This window comes from Rubrivirga sp. (assembly GCF_965213695.1).
Classification (GTDB): domain Bacteria; phylum Bacteroidota; class Rhodothermia; order Rhodothermales; family Rubricoccaceae; genus Rubrivirga.
On sequence record NZ_OZ243912.1, the window covers coordinates 2,950,703 to 2,976,516 of the forward strand.

Annotated in this window: 22 protein-coding genes; 5 read left to right on the plus strand and 17 right to left on the minus strand. The window is 74.2% G+C overall.

Annotated features, from left to right (window positions below):
* Nucleotides 1–139: 139 nt before the first annotated feature.
* The 4 genes from ACOOHE_RS13160 to ACOOHE_RS13175 form a co-directional block, all read right to left on the minus strand.
* Entirely contained in the window at nt 140–1,243 is a 1,104-nt protein-coding gene (locus ACOOHE_RS13160; RefSeq protein WP_420454543.1) for a pyridoxal phosphate-dependent aminotransferase, read from the minus strand.
* A 36-nt stretch (nt 1,244–1,279) separates the two neighbouring features.
* The gene (gene hisD / locus ACOOHE_RS13165) at nt 1,280–2,614 is read right to left on the minus strand and encodes a histidinol dehydrogenase (protein WP_420457626.1); all 1,335 of its coding nucleotides are present in this window, start codon (nt 2,612–2,614) and stop codon (nt 1,280–1,282) included.
* Nucleotides 2,615–2,843: 229 nt separating this feature from the next.
* The gene (locus ACOOHE_RS13170; RefSeq protein WP_420454544.1) at nt 2,844–4,508 is read right to left on the minus strand and encodes a trypsin-like peptidase domain-containing protein; all 1,665 of its coding nucleotides are present in this window, start codon (nt 4,506–4,508) and stop codon (nt 2,844–2,846) included.
* Nucleotides 4,509–4,552: 44 nt separating this feature from the next.
* Complete coding sequence (locus ACOOHE_RS13175) at nt 4,553–5,386, minus strand: purine-nucleoside phosphorylase (RefSeq protein WP_420454545.1); 834 nt, start codon at nt 5,384–5,386, stop codon at nt 4,553–4,555.
* A gap of 192 nt (nt 5,387–5,578) precedes the next feature.
* On the opposite strand from ACOOHE_RS13175, the gene ACOOHE_RS13180 reads away from it, so the two are divergent.
* Both ACOOHE_RS13180 and ACOOHE_RS13185 read left to right on the plus strand, forming a co-directional pair.
* The gene (locus ACOOHE_RS13180; RefSeq protein WP_420454546.1) at nt 5,579–6,208 is read left to right on the plus strand and encodes an ECF-type sigma factor; all 630 of its coding nucleotides are present in this window, start codon (nt 5,579–5,581) and stop codon (nt 6,206–6,208) included.
* Nucleotides 6,205–8,874: a tetratricopeptide repeat protein gene (locus tag ACOOHE_RS13185; RefSeq protein ID WP_420454547.1), complete on the plus strand. Its 2,670-nt coding sequence runs from the start codon at nt 6,205–6,207 to the stop codon at nt 8,872–8,874. Before ACOOHE_RS13180 ends, ACOOHE_RS13185 begins: the two co-directional genes overlap by 4 nt.
* A gap of 328 nt (nt 8,875–9,202) precedes the next feature.
* Here the strand turns inward: ACOOHE_RS13185 and ACOOHE_RS13190 are convergent, their stop codons facing one another.
* The 13 genes from ACOOHE_RS13190 to ACOOHE_RS13250 form a co-directional block, all read right to left on the minus strand.
* Nucleotides 9,203–10,600 carry a cytochrome-c peroxidase gene (locus tag ACOOHE_RS13190; RefSeq protein WP_420454548.1) on the minus strand — a complete coding sequence of 466 codons (1,398 nt, stop codon included), beginning with the start codon at nt 10,598–10,600 and terminating at the stop codon, nt 9,203–9,205.
* A 154-nt stretch (nt 10,601–10,754) separates the two neighbouring features.
* Nucleotides 10,755–11,108 (minus strand): Ig-like domain-containing protein, encoded by a 354-nt coding sequence (locus tag ACOOHE_RS13195; RefSeq protein WP_420454549.1) that lies wholly within the window; start codon nt 11,106–11,108, stop codon nt 10,755–10,757.
* A gap of 59 nt (nt 11,109–11,167) precedes the next feature.
* Nucleotides 11,168–12,964 carry an FG-GAP repeat protein gene (locus tag ACOOHE_RS13200; protein WP_420454550.1) on the minus strand — a complete coding sequence of 599 codons (1,797 nt, stop codon included), beginning with the start codon at nt 12,962–12,964 and terminating at the stop codon, nt 11,168–11,170.
* Between the two features lie 433 nt (nt 12,965–13,397).
* Entirely contained in the window at nt 13,398–13,823 is a 426-nt protein-coding gene (locus ACOOHE_RS13205; RefSeq protein WP_420454551.1) for a hypothetical protein, read from the minus strand.
* A 177-nt stretch (nt 13,824–14,000) separates the two neighbouring features.
* On the minus strand, nt 14,001–14,390 hold the full coding sequence (locus ACOOHE_RS13210; protein ID WP_420454552.1) for a hypothetical protein: 390 nt from the start codon (nt 14,388–14,390) through the stop codon (nt 14,001–14,003).
* Nucleotides 14,387–15,166, minus strand: coding sequence for a regulatory protein RecX (locus ACOOHE_RS13215; protein WP_420454553.1), 780 nt, complete (start codon nt 15,164–15,166; stop codon nt 14,387–14,389). The genes ACOOHE_RS13210 and ACOOHE_RS13215 overlap by 4 nt, the downstream gene beginning before the upstream one ends.
* 42 nt (nt 15,167–15,208) lie before the next feature.
* The gene (locus ACOOHE_RS13220; protein WP_420454554.1) at nt 15,209–17,722 is read right to left on the minus strand and encodes a TonB-dependent receptor domain-containing protein; all 2,514 of its coding nucleotides are present in this window, start codon (nt 17,720–17,722) and stop codon (nt 15,209–15,211) included.
* Nucleotides 17,723–17,778: 56 nt separating this feature from the next.
* Complete coding sequence (locus ACOOHE_RS13225; protein ID WP_420454555.1) at nt 17,779–18,996, minus strand: FecR family protein; 1,218 nt, start codon at nt 18,994–18,996, stop codon at nt 17,779–17,781.
* An 11-nt stretch (nt 18,997–19,007) separates the two neighbouring features.
* Nucleotides 19,008–19,571, minus strand: a complete 564-nt coding sequence (locus ACOOHE_RS13230) for an RNA polymerase sigma factor (RefSeq protein ID WP_420454556.1) — start codon at nt 19,569–19,571, stop codon at nt 19,008–19,010.
* Nucleotides 19,572–19,863: 292 nt separating this feature from the next.
* Entirely contained in the window at nt 19,864–20,673 is an 810-nt protein-coding gene (locus ACOOHE_RS13235; RefSeq protein ID WP_420454557.1) for an outer membrane protein assembly factor BamD, read from the minus strand.
* A 224-nt stretch (nt 20,674–20,897) separates the two neighbouring features.
* Complete coding sequence (locus ACOOHE_RS13240) at nt 20,898–22,295, minus strand: ABC transporter substrate-binding protein (RefSeq protein ID WP_420454558.1); 1,398 nt, start codon at nt 22,293–22,295, stop codon at nt 20,898–20,900.
* 212 nt (nt 22,296–22,507) lie between these two features.
* The gene (gene crcB / locus ACOOHE_RS13245) at nt 22,508–22,915 is read right to left on the minus strand and encodes a fluoride efflux transporter CrcB (RefSeq protein ID WP_420454559.1); all 408 of its coding nucleotides are present in this window, start codon (nt 22,913–22,915) and stop codon (nt 22,508–22,510) included.
* A gap of 272 nt (nt 22,916–23,187) precedes the next feature.
* The gene (locus ACOOHE_RS13250; protein ID WP_420454560.1) at nt 23,188–24,213 is read right to left on the minus strand and encodes an extracellular solute-binding protein; all 1,026 of its coding nucleotides are present in this window, start codon (nt 24,211–24,213) and stop codon (nt 23,188–23,190) included.
* Between the two features lie 168 nt (nt 24,214–24,381).
* Here ACOOHE_RS13250 and ACOOHE_RS13255 point away from each other — a divergent pair, with 168 nt between their 5' ends.
* From ACOOHE_RS13255 to ACOOHE_RS13265, 3 genes are all read left to right on the plus strand, one after another.
* Nucleotides 24,382–24,510: a hypothetical protein gene (locus ACOOHE_RS13255; protein ID WP_420454561.1), complete on the plus strand. Its 129-nt coding sequence runs from the start codon at nt 24,382–24,384 to the stop codon at nt 24,508–24,510.
* Between the two features lie 209 nt (nt 24,511–24,719).
* Nucleotides 24,720–24,890: a hypothetical protein gene (locus ACOOHE_RS13260; protein WP_420454562.1), complete on the plus strand. Its 171-nt coding sequence runs from the start codon at nt 24,720–24,722 to the stop codon at nt 24,888–24,890.
* Nucleotides 24,891–24,911: 21 nt separating this feature from the next.
* Complete coding sequence (locus ACOOHE_RS13265; protein WP_420454563.1) at nt 24,912–25,814, plus strand: hypothetical protein; 903 nt, start codon at nt 24,912–24,914, stop codon at nt 25,812–25,814.

Below are 25,814 nucleotides of genomic sequence, written 5' to 3' on the forward strand. Positions count from 1 at the left end.
GGGGTTCAGGGTTCGTCGTCCAGAGCTTCGGCGGTTGGAGCCGAGCCCTCTCGGCTCGGTGGAGGAGAGCTCGCCTACGACGTCCCCTCTCCCTGTGGGAGAGGGTGAGGGCGGGTGGCGTACGGGCGCGCTGCCGGGGTCACTCGTCCCCCGTCTCTCCGACCACCGCGAGGAAGGCGCGGCGGATCGCCGCGTTCTCGGCCGGGGCGCCGACCGACACGCGGAGCCAGCCGGGCTTGCCGTCGCGGGGCGCCAGCGCCGGGTAGCCGGTGACGTCGCGGACGAGGACGCCGCGCTCGGCCAGCCGCCGTTGCAGGTCGTGGGCGTCCATCGGCGTCCGAATGAGGAAGAAGTTGGCGGCGCCGGGCAGCACCTCGACGCCGTCGCGGGCGGCGAACCACGCTTCGAGAGACTCGCGCTCGGCCTTCAGTTCGGCCACGCGCTCGGCGACGAGGTCGCGGCGGTCCAAGATCGCCAGCCCCACCTCCTCCCCCAGCCGGCCCACCAGAAACGGCAGCCGCGACTTCTCGATCTCGGCCATCAGGTCGGGGTGCCCCATCAGCACGCCCAGGCGGACGCCCGCCAACCCGAACGCCTTCGAGAACGTCCGCATCACCAGCACGTTGTCGTGGGCCTTGAGCAGGTCGGTCGCCGTCGGGCCGTCCAAAAACTCGTGGTATGCCTCGTCGACGACGAGCACGCCGGGGACGCCAGCCGCCAGCCGCCCCAGGTCGGCGTGGGCGAGGGTCTGGCCCGTCGGGTTGTTGGGCGTCGTGACAATCGTGAGCGGCGCGTCGGCGCCGACGGCGGCGTCGAGGACGGCGTCGGGGTCGTGGCGGAGGTCGGGCCCGGCGGGGACGTCGACGACCCGGGCCCCGTGCATCCGGGCGACGCTGGCGTAGAGCGCGAACATCGGGCTCGGCAGGACGACTGGCGTGCCGGCGTCGAGGAAGCAGAGCCCGAGCGTCTGCGCCAGCTCGTTCGACCCGCGCCCGACGATGACGGAGCCGGCCGGCAGCCCCTCCCGCTGTTCGACGGCGCGGACGAGCCGGTGCGGCCGGTCGTCGGGGTACCGGTTCCAGGGCGTCTCGGCGAAAGCGTCGAGCGCGGCCCGCTTGATCGCGTCGGGCAGGTCGTACGGGCTCTCGTTCTGGTCCACCTTCGCCTCCACGTCGATCGTCGTGGGGACGCGGTAGGCCCGCTCGGCACGGATCTCGGGACGGACGAGGTGGACGGGGGGCATCGGGTAAGGAGTGATGGGTAAAGAGTGACGAGCCGGCTACTTGATCGCCGCGGTCGAGGGGACGGGCTCTTCACCCTTCGCCCTTGACTCGTCACCCATTCGGACGCGGACGGCGAGCGCGTGGGCGTCGAGCCCCTCGGCCTCGGCGAACCGGGCGATGGCCTCGCCGGACTCCGCCAGCCGGGCGGCCGAGTAGCGGACGACCGACTGCCGCCGCAGGAACACGCCGACGCCGAGCGCCGACGCGAACCGGGCCGTGCCGCCGGTCGGCAACACGTGGTTCGGACCGGCGAAGTAGTCGCCGACGGGCTCGGGCGTGAGGTGGCCCAGGAAGACGGCGCCCGCGTGGCGGACCCGGCCCCACAGCGCGTCGGCGTCGTCGGACAGGATGACCAGGTGCTCGGGCGCCAGCTCGTCGACGCACGCCACGGCGTCGTCCATCGAGTCGGTCACGACGGCGGCGCCGAAGGCGGGGAGCGACGCGCGGAGCACGTCGGCACGCGCCAGCGTCGGGACGAGCCGGTCGACCTCGGCCCGGACGGCTTCCGCGAGGGCGCGGCTCGGGGTCACCAGGACGGCGCTGGCGCGCTCGTCGTGCTCGGCCTGGGCCAGCAGGTCGGCCGCCGCCCACGTGGGGTCGGCCGAGTCGTCGGCCAGCACGACGACCTCGCTCGGCCCGGCCACCGAGTCGATCCCGACCTGGCCCACGACGAGCTTCTTGGCCGTCGCGACGTAGGCGTTGCCCGGCCCCACCACCACGTCGACGCGCGGCACGGTCTCGGTCCCGAAGGCCAGTGCCCCGACGGCCTGCGCCCCGCCCACGGCGACCACGTGATCGAGCCCGAGCAGCCGGGCCGTCGCCAGGACGAGGGGGTGCGGCAGCCCGTCGGGCCCGGGCGGGCTGCACACCCAGACCTCGTCGACGCCAGCGACCTGGGCCGGGACGGCGTTCATGATGACGCTCGACGGCAACGGTGCCGTCCCGGCGGGCACGTAGAGCCCGGCCCGCTCGACGGGCGAGATCCGCTGGCCGACCGTGACGCCGTCGCCGTCGTCGTGCGTCCACGAGGCCGGCATCTCGCGTTCGTGGAACCGGCGGACGTTGGCGGCGGCCTGCTCGAACGTCTCGCGGAGCGCCGGGTCGAGCGCGTCGAGGGCCCGGTCGAGCGCGTCCGTCGGCACCCGAAGCGCCTCCGGGCGGACCCCGTCGAACCGCTCGGTCAGGTCGAGCAGCGCCGCGTCGCCCCGCTGGCAGACGTCGTCCAGGATGGCGCGGACGGAGGCCTCGACGGCGTCGTCGAACACGGCGCGTCGGTCGAGCACGGCGACGAGGCGCGCACGGCGCTCGGCGTACGGGACGAGAGGCAGCAGGGGGGACATGCGTCAACCTACCCCGCCCTCCGATCCGCGATCCGCCGTTCACCCCTTCTTGGGCCGCGAGCGGTGAGCGGTGAGCGGTGAGCGGTGAGCGGTGAGCGGTGAGCGGTGAGCGGTGAGCGGTGAGCGGAAGATGTTCTCACACGCCCCCTCAGGCCGCCCCACGCCCTCCCTTTCCCCGTTCCCCATTCCCATTCCCCGCGAGCGTCAGCGAGCAGCAACCCTACCGCAACGCGACGCGGGGCAGCGGCTCGATCCTCGGTGGCCGAAGCGCCTCGGCCTCGATGGGTAGCCGGAGCGCGTCGGCCCAGCCGGGGCGGGTGCCCAAGCGGACGGACAGCGCCCGGGCCTCGTCGACCCGGCCCTGCGCCAGCCGGACGATCCCGAGCAGGTACAGCGCCGGCGCGAACCGGGCATCGTGGTCCAGGACCGCCTCGAGCGCCCGCTCGGCCGCCGGGTAGCGGCCCATCCCGACGAGCGCCTGGGCCTGCCCGAACGCGCTCAGCCGACGGTACGGACCGGCGGTGGCCGTCTCGGCGAACAGGCCGACGGCCGCCGCCAGCTCGCCCCGGCTCAGCAGGTGGTGCGCCAGCGAGTAACCCGCGGGCACGTATCCGGCCCGGCGCGAGGCGTCGAGCGCCCCGGCCGCCAGCCCGACCTCGCCGACCTCCTCGAGCATCATCCCGGCCGTGTACTGCAAGACGGCGTCGTCGGGCGACTGCCGCAGCGCCTCGCAGAGCAGCGAGATGTGCGACCGCTGGTCCCAGTCGGACCGCCGGGCCGGGACCTGGATCGCGCCGACGGCGGCGTGGGCCCGCGCGGCCGGCAGCATCCGCGTGATCTCGGCGAGCGCGCTCGTCAGCCGTGCCGAGCCCTCGGCGGCCTGGTAGCGGCCGAGCGCGGGGCCGGGGTCCGAGGCCAGCGAGATGGCCTCGTCCAACAGGTCCGGCACGCCGCCGGTCTGGCGGCCCGACACGACGACGCCCAGCACGCGGCCGGCCTCGTCGAGCAGGGGCCCGCCGCTGTCGCCGGGCTGGACGGCGTTGGCGGCCATGCGGACCCGCTGGCCGTCCAGGACGAGGTCGGAGAACCGCGCGGCGACCGTCCGCCGCTGGACCCCGGCGGGCCACCCGGCGGTGAACGCGACCCCGCCCTCGGCCACGTCTGGCGCGATCACCAAGGGCCGAAGCCCGGCCCGCCGCCCGACCTCGGCCGGCAGGTGGAGCACGGCCACGTCGCGGACCGGGTCGAGCGCCCACGCCCGGTTGATCGAGACCTCGCGCCCTCCGGGCAGCGTCACCCGGACGCGCCGCGCGCTGACGACCACGTGGTACGCCGTTACGAGCGCGTCGTCGCCCACGGCGAACGCCGAGCCGATCCGCTCGAACCCGACCCCGTCGATCTCGCCCTCGGCCGTGATGGCGACGACCGACCGCTCGGCCGCGCCGACCGCGGCGTCGCCGACGTACGTCCGGATCGGGTGCACCCGCGTCGCGAGCGACCACCGACGCCCGCCCACCACGACGTCCAGCCGAAGACCCGGAACGGCGTCGACGGCGTCGCTCGTCACGCGGACGATCACGCGGCGCTGGAGCTCTACGATGTCGCCCGTCGCCTTCTCCATCGGCGCGCTGTCCCGTGCGAGCGCGAGCCCGTCGCCGAGCTGGCGGCCGACGTCCCACGACCCGAACGCGGCGGCGAGCGCCCGCCGGGCCTCCGCCGTGGCCGGCACCGCCAGCACCTCGATGTTGACCTCGATCAGCCCCCCCACCTCGACGGCCTCCCGGTCGACCCCGCTGAACATCTGGGCCCGGAGCGGGTCGCCCGTCGCGGCCACGGCGGGCGCGACGAGCAGGACGGCGAGGACGGCGGTCGAGAGGCGGATCATGGGTCCCGAGGCGTGTCTCCCGAAGGAGTCCCGGGCCCCCCAGCCTAGGGGCTGGTCTCGGCGACGATGCCGCGGACCCAGGCAGCGAGTCGGTCTCGGACTTGCCGCCCCACGTCCAGCACGTCGGCGTGGTCGAGGGGCGCCGGGTCGAGGCCGGCCGCGGGGTTGGTGATGGTCGAAATCCCGAGGACGGGCAGGCCGAGCGCGGCGGCTTGCAAGGCCTCGGGCACAGTACTCATGCCGACGGCGTCAGCCCCGGCACGGGCGAAAAAGCGGATTTCAGCGGGCGTTTCGTACGAGGGACCGGAGGTCCACACATACACCCCCTCACGGTACGGAATTTTCTGTGTTATCGCAATGTTACGAGCCTCCACCCGCCACGTTTCGTCGTACGGGTTGGACAAATCGGGGAACCGGACCTCCCCCTCCCCGACCGGCCCAGCCAGCGGGTTCTGGAACGACAGGTTGAGGTGGTCGGTGATGAGCATCAGCGTGCCTGGCCCGAACGCGGGGTTGATCCCGCCCGCCGCGTTCGTCAGCACCAGCCCCCGAGCGCCGAGCGCCTTCGCCAGTCGGACCGGGAAGCCGAGCGCCCGGGCGTCGTGGCCCTCGTACCCGTGGATTCGCCCCTGAATCACGAGCACCGGCGTGCCCGCGAGGGGACCGAGCACCAGTCGCCCTGCGTGGCCCTCAACCGTCGACACCGGGTAGTGGGGCACGTCGGCCGTCGAGAGCGTCACGGCGTCCTCGACCTCGTCGGCGAGCGCGCCCAGGCCGGAGCCCAGCACGAGCGCCAGCCGGGGCACCAGATCGGTGTGGGCGCGGACGGCGGCGACGGCCTCGGCGATCTGGCGGGCGTCGAGCGCGGGGTCGGTCATGGGGACGGGGGACGGGGGACGGGAAGGTGCCGACAGCCGCTCGCCGGCGCCAGGCCGCCGGCCGCAAGATGTCCGGAATCTCGGGCCGGAGAGTAGGGGACGCCGGCAGCGCTCACGCTCCAGGAGGGGGCGAGCCCGCCGAGTTGGTGGAGCGCGCCCGGCCCCCTAGCTTGCCCCGTCCCCTCCATCGACATGGAGCGATCTCCGGCCGACCCCACCACGCTCCTCCGAGACGCCGCAGCGGGGCGTCCTGGAGCGGCCGACGCGCTCTACGGCCGCCTCTACAACGAGCTCAAGCGCCTCGCGAGCGCGCGCCTCCACGCGCACCGGCCCGGGGCCACGCTCGACACGACAGGGCTCGTCCACGAGGCGTACCTCCGCCTCGTCGACCGGGCGTCGGTCGAGCCCGTGGACCGGGCCCACTTCCTGGCCCTCGCCGCCCGGGCCATGCGCTACGTGCTCCTCGACCGGGCCCGCGCTCGGCTGCGGCAGAAGCGGGGCGGCGGGGCGCCCGAGCTGTCCCTCGACGCGGTCCAGGTCGCCGCCGACGACCGCGCCGTCGACGTGATCGCTCTTGACGGGGCGCTGGAGTCGCTCCGCGAGCGGTCCGCCCGCCTGGCCGACGTCGTCGAGTACCGGTTTTTCGGAGGGCTCACCTACGCCGAGATCGCCGAGGTGACCGGGCGCTCCGTCGCGACCGTCGAGCGGGACTGGGTGCGGGCGCGGCTGTGGCTCTACCGCGCCCTCCAGGACCCCGAATCGCCAGCGGATGAGGGGCCGGGCGCCGGTCCGGCGATGGAGAGAGAGCCCCCGCCCCCATGAGCGACCCCGCCCTCCAGCGCTGGCGGCGCGTCGACGCGCTGCTCGCCCAAGCCCTCGAGCGAGAGCCGGGCGACCGGGACCGCTTCCTCCGAGCGGCCTGCGCCGACGCCCCCGACTTGGGCGCCGAGGTCCGGTCCCTCCTCGACACCTCCGACGCGGCGGCCCGGGCAGTCGGCGAGACGGCCGTCGAGTTCGCCGGCCCGCTCGTGGCGGGCGCCGAGCGACCGCCGGAAGAGCCGGACCTCGCGTCGGGAGCGCGCCTCGGCCCCTACCGCATCGAGGGCGAGTGCGGGCGTGGCGGCATGGGCGTCGTCTACCGGGCCACGCGCGCCGACGGCACGTTCGAGAAGGGCGTGGCGCTCAAGCTGGTCAAGCGCGGGATGGACACGGACGAGGTGCTCCGGCGCTTCCAGCGCGAGCGCCAGATCCTGGCCGGGCTGGAGCACGCCGGCATCGCCCGCTTGCTCGACGCCGGCGCCGCCCCCGACGGGCGTCCGTACCTCGTGATGGAGCACGTCGAGGGCGAGCCCATCACGGGCTACGCCGAGCGCCACCGACTCGGGGTCGAGGCCCGGCTGGCGCTCGTCGAGCAGGCGTGCGAGGCGGTCCAGCACGCCCACCGGCGGCTCGTCGTCCACCGCGACCTCAAGCCGTCCAACGTCCTCGTCGTCGAAGACGAGGCGGGCGAGCCCCACGTCAAGCTGCTCGACTTCGGGATCGCCCGGCTCCTCGACACGGACGAGGCGGTGACCCGGACCGGTCGGCCGCTCACGCCCGCCTACGCGGCACCGGAGCAGCGCCGGGGCGAGGCCGTCACGACGGCGACCGACGTCTACGCGCTCGGCGTCCTCCTCTACGAGCTGCTCGCGGGGCGGAGGCCGCCGTCGCCCCCCGGCCCGCCGAGCGCCGCCGTCGAGGACGCCCGCCTCCGGCGCCGCCTCCGCGGCGACCTCGACACCATCGTGCAGACGGCGCTCCGCGACCGGCCCGACGAACGCTACGCCTCCGTCGGCGCGCTCCTCGACGACGTCCGGCGGTACCGGGCGGGGCTCCCCATCCGCGCCCGGCCCGCGACGGTCGGGTACCGGGCGCGCAGGTTCGCGGGCCGCCACCGGGCGGGGGTCGTGGCGACGGCGGCGCTGGCGGTGCTCGCCGCCGTCGTGGCCGTGCTCTACGTGCGCGGGATCGAGCACGAGAAGGAGGCGGCCCAGCACGAGGCGGCCCGGGCGCAGCGCATGACGGCCGTCCTCGGGAGCCTGCTCGAGACCGCCGACCCGTACACCCTGAGCGGACGCCGGGGCGACTCGCTCCTCCTGGCGAGGGGCCAGGACCTGGTAGCCGACGACCTCGCCGGGGAGCCGGACCTCCAGGCGAGGCTGCTCACGGTCCTCGGCCGCGTCTACCGCGAGCGGGGCCAGTACGAGCAGGCCGGCGCGCTCCTGGACCAGGCAAGGGAGATCACGGAGGCCGCCCTCCCCCCGCCGTCCCCGGGCGCCGCCGACGCGTACCGCCAGCTCGGCGGCCTCTACACCGACACGGGCCGGCACGCGGACGCGCGGCGCGCCTACCGACGTGCGCTGGCGATGGAGCGGGACCTGTACGGGCCGGACGCCCCCCAGGTCTTCGTCACGCTCAGCCTGCTCGCCCAGGTCGAGGCGCTGGACGGGCGGAAGGACGAGGCGGAGCGGATGCACCGGTCCATCGTCGCCCTCAGCCGCCGCGTTCACAGCCCGACCGACCCGGCCCACATCGTGGCCGTCTGGAAGCTGTCCCGCGTGCTCTACATGCGCGGCAAATACGCCGACGCCGAGGGCGCGCTCGGCGAGGTGCTCGCCCTCCGCCGCGAGCGGTTCGGCGAGGCGCACCCCGAGGTGGCCCACGCGCGGCTGTGGCTGGGGCTCGTGCGGACCGACCGCGGCGACTTCGAGGGGGCCGAGGCCGAGATCACCTCCGCCCTCGCCCTGCAACGCCGCCTACTCGGCCCCGAGCACGCCGACGTCGCCGAGTCGCTCTTCGGCCTGGGCCTCCTCGCGAACGAGCGGGGCCGGTACCGGGAGGCCGCCGGGTGGATCGAGCGGAGCGTCGCGATGAGCGGCCAGGTGCTCGGGGAAGACCACACCACCACGGCGTTCCGAACCTTGATCTGGGGCGACGTCCTCCGCCAGGGCCGAGCGTTCCCCCGGGCCCTCGACGCGACGGCGCGGGCCGAGGCCGCCTACCGCCGCGCGCTCGACGACCGCAGCGTGTGGGTGGGGGTGGCCCTGGCGCAGCGGGGCCGCACGCTCAGCGACGCCGGAGACATCGAGGAGGCCGGCGTCGCCTTCCGCGAGGCCCTCCGCCGGATCGACCCGGCCCGAGCCCCTCGGTTCTACTACGGAGCCCAGACGTCGTACGCCGAGTGGCTCGTGCGGACCGGCCGGCCCGCCGAGGCGGAGCCTCTTCTTCGGGAGGCCCTGGCCGCGCTCCGGTCCGAGACGGCGGCCCGGCACGACCGGGCGGTCCTCCACGCGACGACGGCCCTCGGGGCGTGCCTCGCCGCCCAGGGCCGGGCCAGAGCGGCGGCGCCCTTCCTGCGCGAGGTGACCGAGATCACCGAGGCCCACTACGGCTCGGCCAACCCGCGCACGCGGGAGGCCCGGCGCCAACTCCGCGCCCTCCGCCTCTGACGCGAGGCCGCCCGAAAGATGAGAAGCTGTTTGGTACGAGAAGATCATTCCCGTTCTCGGAATTTGTGCCTTGCTCTCCTGTCATCCTGAGCCTGCTGTCATCCTGAGCCTGCGAAGGATCCCAACTCGGACTTCGAGACCTGCCGCGTCGGCTCCGATGGTCTCTGACGCCAGCGTTGAGACCCTTTGCTGCGTTGGCTGCGCCGTCCCTTCGGGGTCAGGATGACAAGGTGGGGTGAGGCATAAAACCAGCGACCTGGTATCAGGTCCCCTCTCCACCCCCTGGGGGGAGAAGGCGAGGTTGAGGGGGGACGCCAGTGCTCAGGGACTACCGCCACCCCGTACGGAGCGCGCGGCCGACGGGCCGGAGCGGGCGCGCGGCGGTGGCCCCGCACCCGACGTCCCGGCGCGTCTCGGCGTCGTTGTTCGGAAAGCACTGCCCGGACGGAATCGAGAGCGGCACGTACCGGGAAAGGTCCGGGTCATAGAGCGCCCGCTCCAGGAACGCCACCAGGTCGTCCACCTCGTCCATCGTCAGGCGGAGGGGGCGGAACTCCGGCGAGAGCCGGTCGGTGGGGACGAGCGCGCTCTGCGGCACGGCCGCGTTCTTGTACTCGACGACCTCGCGGACCGTGTTGAACGTGGCCCCGTGGCCGAAGAACCCGTCGTCGGCGAGGTTGTAGAGTTGGGGCGTCTTGAACCGGTACCGGTCGCCGTCGCGCTGCGTGAAGCTCGCCCGGCCGAGGTGGACCGGGTCGGTCGGGTTAAAGTCCGAGAACACGCCGGGGCCGACCAGTTCGCCCATGCCGAGGGCGTGGAACGACGTCGAGGCGAGCGTCGGCCCCGCGTGGCACGTGGCGCAGTTGGCCCGCCCGAAGAACACGAGCCCCCCGCGTTTCTGCGCCATGCTCATGGCGCCGGCCTCGCCCCGGAGCCAGCGCTGGAACGGGGCCCGCGTCGCGACGAGCGTCCGCTCGTAGGCCGCGATCGCGAGCCCGGCCGTCTCCGCCGTGGCCCGCGCGCCCGCCGGCCAGCCAGGGAAGGCGGCGTCGAACAGGACGCGGTACGTAGGGACGGTGGCGTAGACGGCGGCCGGACCGTCCTGCAACCGGTGGACCGTGAGCCCGGCGATGGCCTGGGTCTCGACCCCCTGGTACCCCAGCCTGTTCGTCTCGATCGGCGTCCCGGCCGTCCAGGACGCCTCGGTGCCCGCGTTCGTGCCCGTCGCGCCGAACTGGCCGTTCCAGAGCATCACGTCTTGCCACGCGCTGTGGAGCGCTGAGGGCGAGCGGATCGGCTGGGTGTCGAGCTCGGCCGCGGCGTAGTCCGGGCTCGGGACGCGGCGCTCGCCGAACCGCCCGAACCCGACGCCGCCCTCGCCGATCCCCTGGGGAACGCCGGCCCGGAAGCCGGCCGAGGCGTGGTGGCACGAGGCGCACGAGTAGGTCCCGACGCCCTCAGGCTTGGTGGCGTTGACGGCGAGCGCCGTCTCGTGGAAGAGGACCCGGCCGAGCGCGACCTTCTCGGGCGTGAGCGGGTTGCGGGGGTCTTGGGGGATCGCGGCGAGGTCGTCCGCCTCGGGGAGGAGGAACGCGCCCGCCCCCTCTCCACCCGACGCGGCCGTGACCGCGTCCAGGAGCTGGGCGTCGAGGTCGGGCGTCGAGGGCTGAGCGTCGCATCCAGCGAGCACAACGACGCCGGCAAGGGCGAGGAGAGAGCGGGTCATGGGGCCAGGGTCAGGTCACAGTGGACACGGGAAACCGCCCCTCGGGCTCTCACGGGAGCGATCTGCGGCGCTCTGCGGCGCTTTCGGTCCCCTCCGGGCGGCCGTCCGAGGACGAGCGCGTCGAGGGCGTCAAGGCGGGAGGGGCCGGCCTCGCTCATTCGACCGTCACCGTCACAGTCGCCGTGCCCGTCTGGCTCCCATCCGACGCCGTGTAGTCGAAGACGCATTCGGGGGCCGAGCGGGGAGACGAGGAGGCCCGGTACGTCACCGCCCCCGTCTCCACGTCGGTGTCGGCGACGCTCCCGCACGTCGGGCTGGCGACCGTCACGAGGTCGAGGTCGCGGCCGTCGGGCGCGGCGTCGTTGGCCAAGACGTTGACGACGACGCTGCGCCCGACCGAGACCTGGACGGCGTCGTCGCGGATGGCGAAGGCGTCGTCGCGGCCGTCGGAGTCGCAGGCCGTGAGGAGGCCCGCCGCGCACAGGCAGAGGGCAGCGAAAAGGCGCATGGCAATGGGCGGAGGGGTTGCGCAGGATGGGGAGCGGCCGACGACGCGCTCCCAGCGGGCTAGCGGACGAGGGTGACGGTCCACGCCTGCGAGAGCCCGCCGGCGTCGAGGCGGAGGAGGTACGGGCCGGCGGGGAGCCCCCGACCCTCGAAGCGGACCTCGTGCGGACCGGCCCCGAGCGGGCCGTCCACCAGCCGCGCGACCTCGCGGCCCAGCACGTCGTAGGCGACCAGCCGGACGCGGCCGGCGGCGGCCAGCGCGAACCGGACGGCGGTCCCGTCGCGGAACGGGTTCGGCGCGGCCGACACGTCGAGGGCGGCCTCGGGGCCGGCCTCGTCGGCGACGGGCAGGCCGGCCCCCTGGTAGAGGAACAGAGTGTTGTCGACGGACGGCCCCCCGTTGCCGCCGTACATCACGTGGACGGCCCCCGCGTTGCTCACGCCGTCCAGGTCCTCGTTCGGGACGCCGATGGCGAGGTCCTCGAAGCCGTCGCCGTTAAAGTCACCGGCCGCGAGCGCGTCGCCGAAGCGGTCGCCGGTCTCCGGAACCTCGCCGAGGTCCGGTTGCTGGAACCACAACGAGTTCGACCACCCGATCTGGCCGTCGGAGCGTCCAGGGAAATGGAACACCCGCCCCACGCCAGGGATATGGCTGGGGTCGGTGGAATACCACCCCCCCGGAGATCCGACGGACACGTCGACCCGTCCGTCGGCGTCGAAGTCGCCGAAGGCGAAGGCAGCCCCCATGAGGGTTCTGTTGCCGATCTCACGGAACGTGACCGGCCCCTGCGTCGAGATCCCGCTCGTTGTTCCGTAGAGGACCTCGGCGAGGCCCGCATCGACGGCATTAGCCCCGTTATCCCAAAGGGGCACCCCTGCAACGAGGTCTGCGAATCCGTCGCCGTCGAGGTCTCCCGACGCGAGGGACGACCCGTAGCGAGCGTTTGCTTGGAAGTCAGAGCCCCGCGTCATGGACTGAGCAGCGGAGATCGCCAGGCCGTTCTCGGAGCCGTCGAAGACCGTCACGGCTCCCGCTCTGTGCCCCGACGAGTACGGATTCACCCGGTGCCCTGGCGATCCGGCGGCGAGGTCGTCGTAGCCGTCGCCGTTGAAGTCGCCCGAGCAGAGTGCCTCGCCAAAGTTCGCGTCCGCTCCGAGGCCTCCCGCGCTGGCCTGTGTGAGGGCACGGTGGCCGTCGGCGGAGAGGCCGTCCGCCGTGCCGTAGAGCACGTCCACGAGGCCGGCCCGCTCGACGTTCGCGAGCGGCTCGAACGGCGTCCCGACGGCGAGGTCGTCGCGGCCGTCGCCGTCGAAGTCGCCGGCCGCGAGGGCGTAGCCGAACGACTCGTCTGGCCTCGCCTCGTTCGGCGCGCCGAAGTCGTCCTGCGTCCAGTGCTGGGCGCGGTCGGCCGTGAGGCCCGCCTCCGACCCGTAGAGCACGCCGACGGCCCCCGCGGACAGGTACGGCCCGACCGTCCGGTAGGGGGCGCCCGCGGCGAGGTCGTCGAACCCGTCGGCGTCGAAGTCGCCTGTGGCGAGGGCGAACCCGAACAGGTCGAAGAGGTCCGGGCTCACCCCGAGGTCGGCCACGGTCCAGATCCGGTTCCGGCTGGCGGACAAGCCGCTGGCGCCCCCGTAGATCACGTGGACGCTCCCCGTCCGGATCACGCCGCGGACGTCTTGATACGGCACGCCGACGACGAGGTCGCCGAAGCCGTCGCCGTCGAAGTCGCCGGTGGCGAGCGTGCTCCCGAATGCGTCGTTCGGGTCGAGCGAGCCGGCGAGCTGGGCGTGGACGGGTGCTGCGGCGAACAGGACCGCCGCGAGAGCCCCGACGAGGCGGGAGCGAGAGGACATGCGCATGGGAAGAGAGGGTGTTTGTCTCCTCATCGCCGTTCCGTGCTCTCTCCCCTCAATCGGTCGCAAGAATTCTGGCCAGGGCCCTCGCCCGCGACCGGGTCCGCACGAGGACCCCGCTACCGGACGATGAGGACCGTCTGCGTGGCCGCCCGCTCGCCGGCCTCCGGCCAGACGACGTACACGCCGGCCAGGGACTGCCCGGCCTCAAACGGGACCCGACCGTCCCCGCCGGTCGAGACTCGTCCACCAGAACAGCGACGGACCCCGGCTGCTGAAGAAGTGGGCGTTCCCGGAGAGGCTGGCGTTCTGCTCGTTCGGGGAGACGAGGGCCGCCAGGAGGGCGCCCGAGGCGCCGCCGTAGAGATATGCCTGCCCGCGCGGTAAGGCGCGCCCTCCGAGTATAGAGAGCATTAGAGACCGGGGGGCTCGCCTACTCTGCTGCCGTGTCGATCCGCACTTGGTAGAAGAGGACGACATCGGCGATCACCACTTCGCCGGTGTCCACCTGGATCTCGAACGTGACCGGATCGAATGCCATCCGTTCCGGGGAGATAATTTGGTGGAGCGTCCGCTGCTGCTCGTCGTCGTTGTCGCCCGTCCCGATCTCGATGGGGTTCGCCGTCACGTGGGTCCCGAACTCGTCCAATCGCCCGGACCGCCCTGGGATCCCCGTGTGGATGCTGAGGCGCGTCGGACCGTTCGGCTTGGCCTCGAAGAACAGGACGCTCCGGGCAAGGTTCACCCCGTCGACGAACCCGTCGGGCCTCCTAAACTCGAAGGACATGAACTCGTTGAACGTCAGCCGGCGGCTTCCTGTTGAGAGGCAGGCGTAGTCAGCTACGGTGAACACGGCCATGGCGGACCTCGGGGGATCTGGTTGAAAAAGAAGGCGGCCAAACGAGGACTCGCCTATTCCCCTATCGCTGTTCGACGTCCAGCCCCCTCAGCCCGACCGAAGAAATGTGGGCAAGATCCCCGCCCCGCGATCAACGCTGGGAGACGACCGGACCGTTTCACCGCCTCCCGTCCCCCATCACCGCGTCCGCCTCGCCAGCCAGACGGCCCACGCGACGAACGCGACCGCGACGGCCTGGCGGAGCGGGACGAAGGCGAGCGCGAGGACGGGCGCGCTCGGCCGGGCGTCGGGACGGAGGGCGGCGGCGTAGAGGGCCACCCCGAGACCGAGGGTCAGCACGGCGCCGACCAAGGCGGCCCACGACGCCAGCCGGTGGTCGCGCGCCAGCCGGACGGTCCACACCAAGCCGACGGCCGGGAGCGCAGCGTAGAGCGCTCCGTCGGCGACCGTCTCCCACGGCACGCCTGCGCCGGCGCGCTCGGCGACGACGGCCGGGAACGCGGCGCCGACGATGAGGACCAGCGCCGCCGTCGCGGTCGCCCCCCAGCGGAGGCCGGCCGGCGTCACGCTTGGTCCCAGCCGTCGGCGTCCTCGTCGGTCGCCGCAGCCTCGACGGCGGCCCGGGCCGTGTCGAACCCGAACCCGCGGCGGACCAAAAAGTCGAGCGTCTTCTTTTTCCGCTTGCGGAGGTCGTCTTCGGACGCGAGCGACCGCCACTTTTTGGCCGCCTGCTCGCGCGCCTCGGCGCCCAGGTCCTCGGCCTCGGTCAGCTCCGCGAGCGCCGCGTCGATGGTCGCCCGGCCGACTCCTTTCCGCATGAGGTCCTGGCGGAGCCGGGCCGGCCCGTAGCCCCGTCCGTTGAACCGGTCCTTCGCGAACGCCCGGGCGTACGCCTCGTCGTCGACCAGCCCGATCCGCTCCAAGTCGGCCACGGTGTCCTCGGCGATGGCCTCGGCGAACCCCTTGCGGAGCAGCGACTGGCGGACCTCGTCGGCCGTCCGCGCCCGGTTCGACAAGCCCGCCATCGCCGACGACTTGGCTGCGAACGTCTCCTGGCGGACCAAGAGCGCTCGCTGCTGCTCGGCCGTCAGCACGACGCCCTTGCGCAGGCCGGCCTCGATCACCAGGTCGACGGCGAGCCCGAAGGCAAACTTGTCGTCGATGAAGACACTGGCCCGGTCGAGGTCCTTTTTCTGCTGGGCGACGCGCGTGACGGTCCCACTGACCAGGTCGAGGTCGGCGGGGTCGGGGCGCTCGCGGCGCTGAGAGTTGAACATGAGGTTGAGCGGGTGGGGCAGGTTACGCGAGTCGGGCAGGTTCCACAGGCCGCGCAAGGTCGGCAACCCGCCAAACCCGCCCGACTCGCCGAACCCGCTCGACCTCCCCTACCACCTCGCCGAGACGCTGACGATGGGCCAGCCGGGCAGGCCGCGGGGGTCGGTCGCGAGGGGCAGGCCGACGCCGCCGACGCCTGGGCTGGCGGATGAGGCGCGGGGCCGGGCCGTCGCCTGGGCGAGCGCGGTCCACCGCAGGCCCCACGCCGTCGCGTTCGCGCCGACGGCGGCGCTTGCGCGGACCTGCACCGCGTCGCGCCGGCCGTCAGGGCGGGCCAGGCCGGACTCGATGTCGAGGCGGAGGGCGGCGGTCCATGGGCCCCGGCCGCGCTGGGCGATGACGCCGAGCGCGACGGGCCGGTCGTACGCCGAGGGCCGCCAGTCGCCGCCGACCTCGGGGCGGACCTGGGCCCGGGCGAGCGCGCCGCTGAACCCGAGCGTCCAGTCGCCCCGGCCGTAGCGGGCCGCCAGCTCGACGCCGGCCGCGCGCCCGTCGTGCGCGGGATGCGCCGCCAACAGGTCCGCCGGGACGACGCCGGCCTCGCGCGCCGGCACCGCCAGCGGCTCCAGCAAGCCCCGGGACCGCCGGCCGTAGACGTCGACGCTGAACGCGAACGGGTCCGACGGGGCCCACTCGACGCCGGCGCCGACCTGCCACGCCCGCGCGAGGGGCACGTCTCGGTCGGTCAAAAGCCACCGCGACGCCGCGAGCGCGTAGCGGCCGTCGGCCCGGTCGCGGACGCGCTGGACGGCCTGGGTCTGGCGGCTCACGCCAGCGCGGACGACCAGCCGGTCGGCGTCGGGCGTCCACCGGGCGAAGAGGCGCGGGCTGAGGTCGAGGCTCAGCGCGCGCGCCCCGTCGACGCGGACCTCGGCGCGGACGCCGGGCTGGACCTGCCACCCCTCGGCCGGGCGCCACGTGTCCATCGCGTAGAAGGCGACCTCGGCCACGCGCTGCGTGCCGCTCTCGGCACCGTCGGGACGGCGCTGGGTTCCGGTCACCTCGCGGTGGGCGAGTTGGACGCCGGCGCGGACCTGGTGCTTGAGCGACACGAACCGGTCGACGTCGACCGAGGCGCCGTGCTCGACGAGCGCCTGATCCGTCCGGGCCACGGCCGACGGGAACCGCCGCTCCTCGGTCGCTCGGTGGCCCGTCCGGTACGCCAGCGCCGACACCAGCGTTTTTGGGCCCTGGAGCCCGCGGTACCGCGCCGACGCCGCGTGCGTCCGCCAGCCGTAGTCGAGCCCGCCCGCTGCCCCGGGCAGGTCGATCCGGACGGCGTCGGTCCCGAGCGCCCCGGCGACGTCGACGTGCGCGTGCGCGCCGACGGCCGCGCTGAGCTTGACGTCGGCGTCGGCGAACGCGACCGTGGGGGCGTCGCCGCGGCGGAAGGGGTCGCCGCCGGTCGGGTCCAGGACCCACGCGCCGCCCTCGGCACGGAGGCCGGGGCGCAGGATGGGCCCGAGGACGGACCGCCGCAGGCCCAGGTGGACGCCGACGCGGTCGCCGAGCGGCACATCCGCCACCGCGCGGGCGTCGACGGCGCCGAGGCCGAGCGTCCGCAGCGTGTCGCCCGAGAGCGCGTCGGTCGTCTCGACGTCCAGGACGGCCGCGAGCCCGCCGCCGAGCGGGGCCGGCAGCGAGCCCCGGTGGAACCGGACGCGCGACAGGGCCTCAGGCTGGAACGCCGAGAACAGCCCGAAGGCGTGCCACGGCTCGTACAGCGGGACGCCGTCGCGGACGTAGCGCGTCTGGGTCGGGTCGGCCCCGCGGACGACGAGAGCGCCCGAGGCCCCGCCCGTCCGCGACAAGCCGGGGAGCCACGACAACGTCGCCGCGAGGTCGGCCTCGCCGAGCGCGTAGGGGATCGCGGCGGCCTGGCGCGCGCCGAGCTCCGTCATGCCGGGCGTCGGGCCGGGCGGGTCGGGCCCGGCGACGACCGGCGTGTCGGGCGCCTCGAGGGTCTCGGCCTGGAGCCGGACCGTGGGTGGGAGCCGCGGCGAGTCGGGGAACACGTCGAGCTCGAGCCGGACCGGCTTGTACCCGACGTGCGACACGCGGACGACGTAGCGGCCCGTCGGGAGGTCGGGCACGGCGAACCCACCGTCGTAGGCCACGACGTCGCCCAGCCCCAGGTCGACGAGCCAGACGTGGGCGCCCATCAGCGCCGCGCCCGTCTCGGCGTCGACCACGCGGCCGTCGAGCGTGCCGGTGTACGCCTCGCGCGTCGTCTCGATGTCGGGCCGGAGGTTGAGCGGCTCCCGGATGAGCACGTATTGGCCCTCGCGGATCCGCTCGGCGCGGACGCCCGTGCTGCGCAGCAGGTACCGGAGCGCCCGGTCGGGGTCGTCGGACGCCCGGAACCGGCCGGTCACGCGGATGTCATCGACCAGCCGCAACGCGAACACGAGCTCCAGACCGGTCGCCTCGGCCAGCTCGTACAACGCCTCCGCCAGCGGCGCGCCGACCCAGACAAACTCGGCCTCGGCCTGGGCCGCCGCCGGGCGTGCCGCGCCCAGGGCGAGCACGGCCGCGAGCACGGCGACGGAGACGGAGAGGCGCATCGGCAGAGGATAGAGACGGGCTCAACGGACGGCCCCCGCACGTCCGCGCCCGGCCCCTACTCCACAATCCGGAACCCGCCGCCCTCGGCCTCGACGTGGGCGCCGAGCGCCAGCGCCAGCTTGTCGAGCGCGTCGCGCAGGCCGTCGGCGCCGTACTCGCCGTCGGAGACGCGCTCGCCGTCGAGCGCCGGGGCGACGGCGACCGGCGTGTCGAACCGCTCCGCCAGCTGGCGGGCGACTTCGCCCAGCGTCAGGTCGCGGGCGAACACCGACCCGGTCCACGCGAGCGTGCCGAGGTCGGCGGGCTCGGGCGTGGTCGGCGCGTCGAGCGCGAGCACGCGGCTCCGCTCGCCGGGCGCCAGGCGGACCGCCGCGTCGGGCGTCGCCCGGGGCATGAGCGTCACGGCGCCCTGAACGAGGGTCACCTCGGTCTCGACGTCGGTCGCGTCGACGGTGAACGTGGTGCCGAGCACCATCACCTCGGCGTTCGGCGTCGTCACCTCGAACGGGTGGGCCGGGTCGTGGGCGATGCGGAAGAGGGCCCGACCTCCGAGCATCCGGGCCTGGCGCGGGTCGTCGTCGGAGAGCTGGAGGCGGGCGCCGTCGGCGAGCTGGATCGTCGAGCCGTCGGCGAGCGTGACGGTCTGGGCGCCGGCCACGGTCTCCCAGCCCGCGTCGCGCATCGCGAGGAACGTTAGGACCCCGGCGAACGCGACGACGGCGGCGACGGCGGCCACACGGGCGATCCACCGCGTCGGGCGCGCGGCCCGGAGCGCGGGACGGTCGGCAGACGCGAGCCGCCGGACGGGACGTGGCCCCCGCTCCCCCTCACCCTGTCCCTCTCCCACGGGGAGAGGGGACGCCGCGAGCGACGACGTGCCGACTCGCGAGCCCTCTGCGGTCGGTCGGACACCGTCCGGCGCGAGGGCGTCGGCCCAGGCGGCGTCGAAGGCGTCGCGGTCGGCCCGGATCCGGCGGACGGCGGCGACCAAGCCGGGGTGGGCGTCGAGCGCGGCGTCGAGGGCCGGACGGGCTGCGTCCACCTGGGCCCGCTCGGCGTCGGTCAGCAGGTCGTCGTCGGCGAGCGCGTAGAGGACCAGGAGCGCGCGGTCGGGCAGGTCGCGCGCGAGCTCGGCGCGGACGCTGGCCCGCAGGCTCTGCCACCGCGCGAACGCCTCGGCGAGCGCCGGGTGCTCGCGGAGCGCCGCGTCGAGGGCGGCCCGCTCGTCGGGCGGGAGCGCGTCGTAGAAGGCGAGGGCGTCGAGGTCGCTCATGGGGAGGGGGGTCAGGCCGCGAGCGCGGCGAGGACGAGGACGGCGAGGGTCTGGACGGTGCCGTCGGCGAGCACGTCGCGGAGCTTGTCGAAGGCCCGCTTGACCTGCATTTTGACGGCGGCTTCGGTCGTGTCGAGCGTCTCGGCGATCTCGGCGTAGGGGTAGCCCAGCTCGCGGAGCTCGATGATGGTCCGGGCGTGGTCAGTGAGGGTGGCGAGGGCCGCTTCGAGGTCGAGCCGGAGCCCGACGTCGTCGGCGTCGACCGAGCCCGGCGTCGGGAGGTCGGGGTCGAAGAGGGCCTCGCGCGTCGAGTAGCGGCCGCGGTAGAAGTCCTGGAGCTCGAAGAGCGCCGCTTTCATGGCGAACGCCTTGAACCGGTCGGGCCGCTGGAGCGCGTCGAGGCCGCGGTGGACGCGCAGGAGCGCGTTCTGGACCAGGTCGTCGACCTCGGGCGCGGCCCCGATCCGGCTGCGAAAAAAGGCCTGGATCGGCGACGTGACGGCGGCGAGCAGGGCCTCGCGGGCCGCCGCGTCGCCGGCCTGGGCGCGGGAGACGGCGTCGGGGTGGAAGGGCATGGGCAGGGCGCCCCGGAAGGGGGACACGGGGAGAGCCGCCGCTCGACCTCGCGGAGTCACACGCGGTCCCGAGCAGACAACGGACGACGGACGACGAATCTCGGGACAGGGCGCGCGCGGCGCCACAGACGCCTGCGTCCTGGGGGGAGGCTTGCGTAGGGGCACGCCGGTGGCGTGCCCGCGTCGCACCGCGTTCGTCCGAGGGCACGCCACCGGCGTGCCCCTACAGTTTCCCTGGGTGAGGGAGCTCCTCACTGGCAGGTCAGACGGACTGGCGGGGCTCGTCGGCCCGCTACTCGGCGGCCGTCTCGTCCCCGCCGGCCGCCCGCCAGCCGCCGTAGGCCCGGTCGTAGAGGTCCTGCGCCTCGGCCAGGACCGGGCTCTGGGGGAAGAGCGTCGTCAGCTGGTCGTAGAGGTCGAGGGCGGCCCGGTAGCGCGAGAGCTGGCGGTCCCGGACGCTGCCGTCGGCGTAGGCGACCTGAGCGCGGAGCGCGCCGAGCAGGGCGTCGTCGGCGTAGACGCTGGACGGGTACTCGTCGAGGACGCCCCGGTACTTGATGACCGCGGCCTCGTAGTACTCGCGGCGCTCGTAGAGCCGGCCGCCCTGGTACTCCTTGCGAGCCAGCTTCTCCCTCAGCTCGGCCGCGAGCGCCTCGGCGGCCGGGACGTTGGGGCTCGCCGGGTACTGCTGGAGGAAGATCCGGATGTAGCTCAGCGCCTGGCGCGTGTCGGTCTGGTCGAGCTCGTAACGCGGGCTCAGCGCGGCGTAGGCCTGGATCCGCTCGTACGCCGCCTGCTCGACGCGCGGGTCGGTCCGGTAGAACTCGATAAAGCGGGTGAACTCGTTGCCCGCGAGCAGGTACTGCCCGTCGGCGGCGTAGGCCCGGGCGAGCGCGAGCTGGGCGTCGTCGGCGAGCTCGCCGGTCCGGCCGAAGTCGAGGGCGGCGCGGAGGTACTCGGCCGCGAGCGCGTGCTTGCCGCGCTCGGCGGCCTCGACGCCCCGGTCGTACGCCTCCTGGGCCGAGCCGAACGTCGTGGGGCCGCCTCCGCACGCCCCCAAGGCGACGACGACGAAGGCGAGGAGCCCGGAACGGATCGGCATAAACGGTCGGGAGGAGGCGGGGCGCGATGCGGGCACGAACGGGACCGGTGACGGCTTATTGCAGCCCAATCTCGCCCTCCGCCCCGCGCCGACGCCGACGAGAAGCGGCGAAGACGGGCGGGGCGGAAACAGGAGTCAGGAAACGGCAATCGGGCCTCCGACGAGGCGCCGACGGGTTCCCCACCGGACCGTCTCCCGCCCGCGCTGATTTCTGGCTCCTCGACCTACTCCAGCAGCACCGCCTGGCCGTCGCGGAAGCCGAGCACGTAGAGGGCCTCGTTCACCTGGCCGCCCTCGAACCGGAACCGGTGGCCGAGCCCCTCGAACAGGGCCGCCTGGCGGAGCGCGTCGGCGAGGTCGGCCTCGTCGGCGTCGATCGTCGCGAGCAGGAACCGCGTGATGTCGTAGCCGATGATGGCGAGCCGGTCCTGGCCGATCCCGGCGAGCGCGCGGTAACGGCGGCCGAAGGCGTCGGCGGCGCCCGGCGCCACGAAGAAGTCCTGGGTGAACACGGCGCCCAGCCGGCTGGCGCGGGCCGTCGACGACGAGAGCCCCTCCCACTCGGTGTTGCCGAGCGGGCGCGGCGGGCGGCCGAGCGCGTCGAGGGCCCGGAGCGCGTCGGCCGCGTAGAGCGGGGCGTCGCGGCCGGTCACCGGGAGGTAGACCGCGTCGACGCCCTGCAACAACGACCCGCCGACGGCGCGGTCGAGGTCCTCCCACATCGTCGCGTCGGCGAGCGACTCCTGGAACGCGATGGACGCGCCGAGCCGGGCGGCCTCGGTCGCGAACGCGCCGGCCATGTCGGCGCCCAGCGTCCCCCGTTGCGAGGCCACGCCCAACCGGTCGGCGCCCAACCGGCCGACGGCGTAGCGGGCCATGGCCCGGCCGCGCGCCGGGAACGTCGGGTTGGCCTGGAACACGAACCGGCGGCCCTGCCCGACGGCCTCGTCGGTCGCCAGCGGGGCCACCAGCACGACGCCCGCGGCCTCGGCCGCCGCCCCAGCGGGCTCGGCCTCGTCGCTGAAGAGCGGCCCCACGACCGCGTCGGCGCCCTGGCCGACGACGCCCTCGACGGCAGCCCTCGCCCCGTCGCCGGTCCCGCGCGAGTCGCGGAACACCATCCGCACCGGCCGTCCCCGGCCCGAGGCGTTCCGCTCGTCGACCGCGATCCGGATCCCGTTGAACAGGGCTTGGCCGAGGTACCCGTCCGCCCCGGCGACGGGCAGGACCACGCCCAGGTCGAACGGCCGCCCGCGCCCGCCCGGCCCGCCCTGGACGGCGAGGTCGCGGACGCGCCGGGCCTCGTCGGCGTACCGGCTCGAGGGGTACACCGAGACCAGCCGGTCGGCGGCGGCGAGGGCCGCGGCGAAGTCGCCGTCGGCGTAGGCCGCCTTGGCCGTCATCAGCGTGGCTGCCGTCGTCCGCTCGTTGTAACCGAACTCGTCGGCGGCCCGGGTGAAGAGGCGCTCGGCCTCGGCGTACTCGCCCTGCCCGTACGACGCGAGCCCGTTCTGGAAAGCGGCCTCGGCGGCGGGCACGGACTCGGCCGTCGCCGGTTGGGCGTGGGCGGCGCCGGCGGCGCAGAGCGCGAGCAGCAGGACGAGACGGGAAAGGCGGGCCACGGCGGCGGGGAGCGGGCGAGAGGGGCCGGCAAGATCCGACCGTCCGCCCGGCCCGGCAAGGCGAACGGACCCGCGCCGCGCCGTCCGCGCCGAATCCTTCCGCGCGGGCGGTCGAGGCCTTCGGGACGTCGGGGACCGGGGACCGCCGGACGAGCCCGTCCTCGGTCCTCGGTCTCGTGACACCGAGGTGAGCATCCCGCAGTGAGGGCTCCCTAGCCCGCCGCGAGCGACCGGCCGACGGCCAGCCCGACCGCCACGAACGCGAGCCCGACGGCCACGCTCCCCGCCGCGTTCGCGACCGCGAGCCCGCGCCGGCCGGCCTCCCACAGCAACAGCGTGTCGGCGGAGTAAGTCGAGAACGTCGTGAATGACCCGAGCACGCCAACGAGGAGGGCGAGCCGCACGTCGTCACCGCGGGCGAGCGGGAGCGCGAGCCCGATGAGCAGGCAGCCGAGGGCGTTGGCCGCCCACGTCCCCCACGGCACGCCGGGGCCGGCCACCCGGAGCGCCGCCAGCCCCACGCCGTACCGCAGCACCGCGCCGACGGCGCCGCCGAGGGCCACGAGCAGGAACGGGCGGAGCGTGATGGCGCGGGGTCGGAGCGTCCGGGTGCCGAACATACCCCGCCTGCCACGCTCCGCCGCGCGCCCCCACGTCCAGAGCAGGGCTATTGCGACCTCTGATGAGGCATCCAGCTTGTCATCCTGAGCGCCAGCGAAGGACCTCAACGCGGTGACGGAGCCGTAGGAGCGGTGACGGAGCCGTAGGAGATGGTAGGTCGAGGACCGTGCTGAGATCCTTCGCAAGCTCAGGACGACACGGCGGGGGGATCGAGGGCCGAGTACGTGATCGTCCCACGTCCACAGGTCCACGTGTCCACCCGTCCACACGCTCACCCGCCGTTCTCGGCGAGGTACTCGGCGCCGCGGCCCTTGATCTGCTCGTCCCAGACCTGCATCCACTGGGGGCCTTCGGTCGCCAGCCGGTCCCAGTCGAGGTCCATCGGGGTGTAGGTGCCCTCGCCCATCCAGCCCGGCAGGCGGTCGGCCGGGACGTCGGTACGGGCGGGGATCCGGTGGAAGTCGGCGGCCTGGCGGACGAGCGCGTCCGTTGTGGTGACGAACTCGATGAACTCGCGGGCCAACTCCGGCTGGGGCGCCCCGGCCGGGATGCCGACGGCGTCGACGAGCACGGGCGTGCCAGAGGTCGGCGCGTGGAACCCGAACGGGTAGTCCTGGGCCTGGAGGTAGGTGTCGGGCAGGTTCCACAGCGTCAGGTCGGCCTCGCCCCTCGCGATGCGGAGGTAGAGCTGAGTGGGGTTGGCCGCGTAGCCCTTCGTGTTCTGGTCGAGCTGGGCGAGCCAGCGGTACCCGTCCTCGACGGTCGGCTGGCGCAAGATGAGCGCGCCCCAGATCGTCCGCATGGTGCCGGACTCGAGGGGCGAACGGATCAGGAGCCGGTCGCGCCAGCGGTCGTCGAGGAGCGCGTCCCAGTCGGCCGGGACCTCGGCCTCGGCGACGGCGTCGGTGTTGAAGAGGACGCCCTCGGGTGTGAGGTAGGTCCCGTACCACCGGCCCTGCGGGTCCTTGGCCGAGGCCGGCACCGCGCTCGCCCACGACGGCGTGAACGGCTCCAAGAGCGAGTCGGCGGCGGCCTGCATGAACAGGGTCTGGGGCGCGCCCCACCAGACCGAGGCCTGGGGGTTGGCCCGCTCGCCCGCGATCCGGTCGTAGACCTCCTGGCTCCCGAGGTCGATCCACTGGACGTCGACGGTTGGGTGCTCGGCCTCGAACGCCTCTTCGTAGGCCCGGAGCATCTCCTTGCCGTGGGGCGAGTAGACCAGGAGCGGGGTCCGGCCGTCGCCGGCGCAGGCGGAGAGCGCGAGGGCGGCGGCGAGGAGGAGGGCGAGTCGGGGCACGGCGGGGGCGGGGAGGTCCGCGCCTATCGACCGGGGCCGACCCGCGTTCCCGGCCGCCATCCAAGGAAGCGGTCGGCGCCGCCCCCCTCGCGCCCGACGACGCCGGAGCGCTCGTGACACGGCCCGTCCGCTCGGGGACGCCGGCGGCTCAGGCCGGGCTCGCGTCCGGTGACCGGCTCCTCACGGTCCCCCACCCGCTCGGCCGACGACCTCACGGCCGCGCTGGCGGACGCCCGGCCAGGCGACGAGGTGGCCGTCACGTTCGAGCAGCGGGTGCCGTCAAGACGCGCCGGGTAACGCTCGCGTCGGGCCCCACACCGTCCGCTCGTTCTGCCAAGCGGGGCTCGGGTCGAAGGCGTCACGGTAGCCGGGCCTGGCGGGGTTAAGAATTGCAAGGCCGGCCCGAAACCGAACGCGGGCTCGTTGCCTATCATGGACCGTCCGACCGTGGCCTCCTCGGCGGCCCCCCTCGACGGACTCCCCAACGCCTCCTCTCCCCCAGACCGATGTCTACGAACAAAGCCACCGTGTCGAAGATCGCGCGGCAGGTCCTGTCCCGTCCGGAGTGGGCGTCCCAGTTGCTCGGGGCGACGCGGGCGGGGAAGGTGGTCAAAGTCAAAACGGGCGACAAGGTGGTCTACTTCCGCCCGTCGAGGAAGGAGTACACGACGGGGTAGCGGGCCCGGCCGGAGGCGCACATGAACCTCGCCCTCCCGGCCCTCGTCATCACCCTGCTGCTCCTGCCCGGCGTCCTGCTGAGCTACACCTACCGGCGGGGGCTGTTCGGGAAGAGCCCGCTCTCGCTGGGGTCGTTCCCGAACGAGGTCGGGCGGGGCATCGTGTGGGCCGTGGGGGTCCACGCCGCGGGCGCGCTCGTCGTGGGCGCCCTGCCGTGGACGGACCTCGACTCCAGCGCGTTTCTGGCGCTCCTGTCGGGATGGCCCGGCGACGCATCGGGCGGCCTCACGGCCGACTTCGCCGCGGTCCACCGGAACCTTCTCCCGATCGCGCTCTACGTCCTCGTGACGACGGCCGCGGCGGCGGGGCTCGGCCTCCTGTTTCACTGGGCGGTCCGGCGGCTGCGGCTCGACCTGCGCTACCGGATGTTCCGGTTCGACAACGACTGGTACTACCTCCTCTCGGGCGAGGCCCGCGTGTTCCGGGCCGGCGAGGAGTCGCTCCCCCTCGCCGAGATCCGGCAGGAGATGGAGCGGAAGTTCGGGTTCGCCATGGTCTCCGCGCTGGTCGAGCACGGCGGGAGCCTGGTGCTCTACTGGGGCGTCCTCGTCGACTACTACTTCGCCGACGGAGACCTGGACCGGCTGGTGCTCGCGAACGCCCAGCGGCGGTCGCTGGACGTGGCCGCGCCGCGGGTGTACGGGGCCCCGCCGCCGCCCCAGGACGAGCGGTTCTACCCGATCGACGGGGACTACCTCGTGCTCCCGTACGCGTCGGTGAGAAACCTGAACGTGACGTACTCGATCCAGGACGAGGAGCCGCCCGCGTCGGTCCAGGAGGAGGACGTGGTGGTCATCGACCTCGACCTCGCCCCGGAGGCGGCGTCGGACGACGACGGGGCGCCGCTGCTCCCGGGCGCGTGA

What these genes read in the sequence shown, in the direction of transcription:
- ACOOHE_RS13185 (WP_420454547.1), top strand. Translation starts at nt 6,205, where the DNA reads ATGAGCGACCCCGCCCTCCAGCGCTGGCGGCGCGTCGACGCGCTGCTC.
- ACOOHE_RS13160 (WP_420454543.1), bottom strand. Translation starts at nt 1,243, where the DNA reads ATGCCCCCCGTCCACCTCGTCCGTCCCGAGATCCGTGCCGAGCGGGCC.
- ACOOHE_RS13190 (WP_420454548.1), bottom strand. Translation starts at nt 10,600, where the DNA reads ATGACCCGCTCTCTCCTCGCCCTTGCCGGCGTCGTTGTGCTCGCTGGA.
- ACOOHE_RS13230 (WP_420454556.1), bottom strand. Translation starts at nt 19,571, where the DNA reads ATGCCCTTCCACCCCGACGCCGTCTCCCGCGCCCAGGCCGGCGACGCG.
- ACOOHE_RS13265 (WP_420454563.1), top strand. Translation starts at nt 24,912, where the DNA reads ATGAACCTCGCCCTCCCGGCCCTCGTCATCACCCTGCTGCTCCTGCCC.
- ACOOHE_RS13235 (WP_420454557.1), bottom strand. Translation starts at nt 20,673, where the DNA reads ATGCCGATCCGTTCCGGGCTCCTCGCCTTCGTCGTCGTCGCCTTGGGG.
- ACOOHE_RS13200 (WP_420454550.1), bottom strand. Translation starts at nt 12,964, where the DNA reads ATGTCCTCTCGCTCCCGCCTCGTCGGGGCTCTCGCGGCGGTCCTGTTC.
- ACOOHE_RS13175 (WP_420454545.1), bottom strand. Translation starts at nt 5,386, where the DNA reads ATGACCGACCCCGCGCTCGACGCCCGCCAGATCGCCGAGGCCGTCGCC.
- ACOOHE_RS13220 (WP_420454554.1), bottom strand. Translation starts at nt 17,722, where the DNA reads ATGCGCCTCTCCGTCTCCGTCGCCGTGCTCGCGGCCGTGCTCGCCCTG.
- ACOOHE_RS13180 (WP_420454546.1), top strand. Translation starts at nt 5,579, where the DNA reads ATGGAGCGATCTCCGGCCGACCCCACCACGCTCCTCCGAGACGCCGCA.
- ACOOHE_RS13170 (WP_420454544.1), bottom strand. Translation starts at nt 4,508, where the DNA reads ATGATCCGCCTCTCGACCGCCGTCCTCGCCGTCCTGCTCGTCGCGCCC.
- ACOOHE_RS13225 (WP_420454555.1), bottom strand. Translation starts at nt 18,996, where the DNA reads ATGAGCGACCTCGACGCCCTCGCCTTCTACGACGCGCTCCCGCCCGAC.
- ACOOHE_RS13260 (WP_420454562.1), top strand. Translation starts at nt 24,720, where the DNA reads ATGTCTACGAACAAAGCCACCGTGTCGAAGATCGCGCGGCAGGTCCTG.
- ACOOHE_RS13205 (WP_420454551.1), bottom strand. Translation starts at nt 13,823, where the DNA reads ATGGCCGTGTTCACCGTAGCTGACTACGCCTGCCTCTCAACAGGAAGC.
- ACOOHE_RS13195 (WP_420454549.1), bottom strand. Translation starts at nt 11,108, where the DNA reads ATGCGCCTTTTCGCTGCCCTCTGCCTGTGCGCGGCGGGCCTCCTCACG.
- crcB (WP_420454559.1), bottom strand. Translation starts at nt 22,915, where the DNA reads ATGTTCGGCACCCGGACGCTCCGACCCCGCGCCATCACGCTCCGCCCG.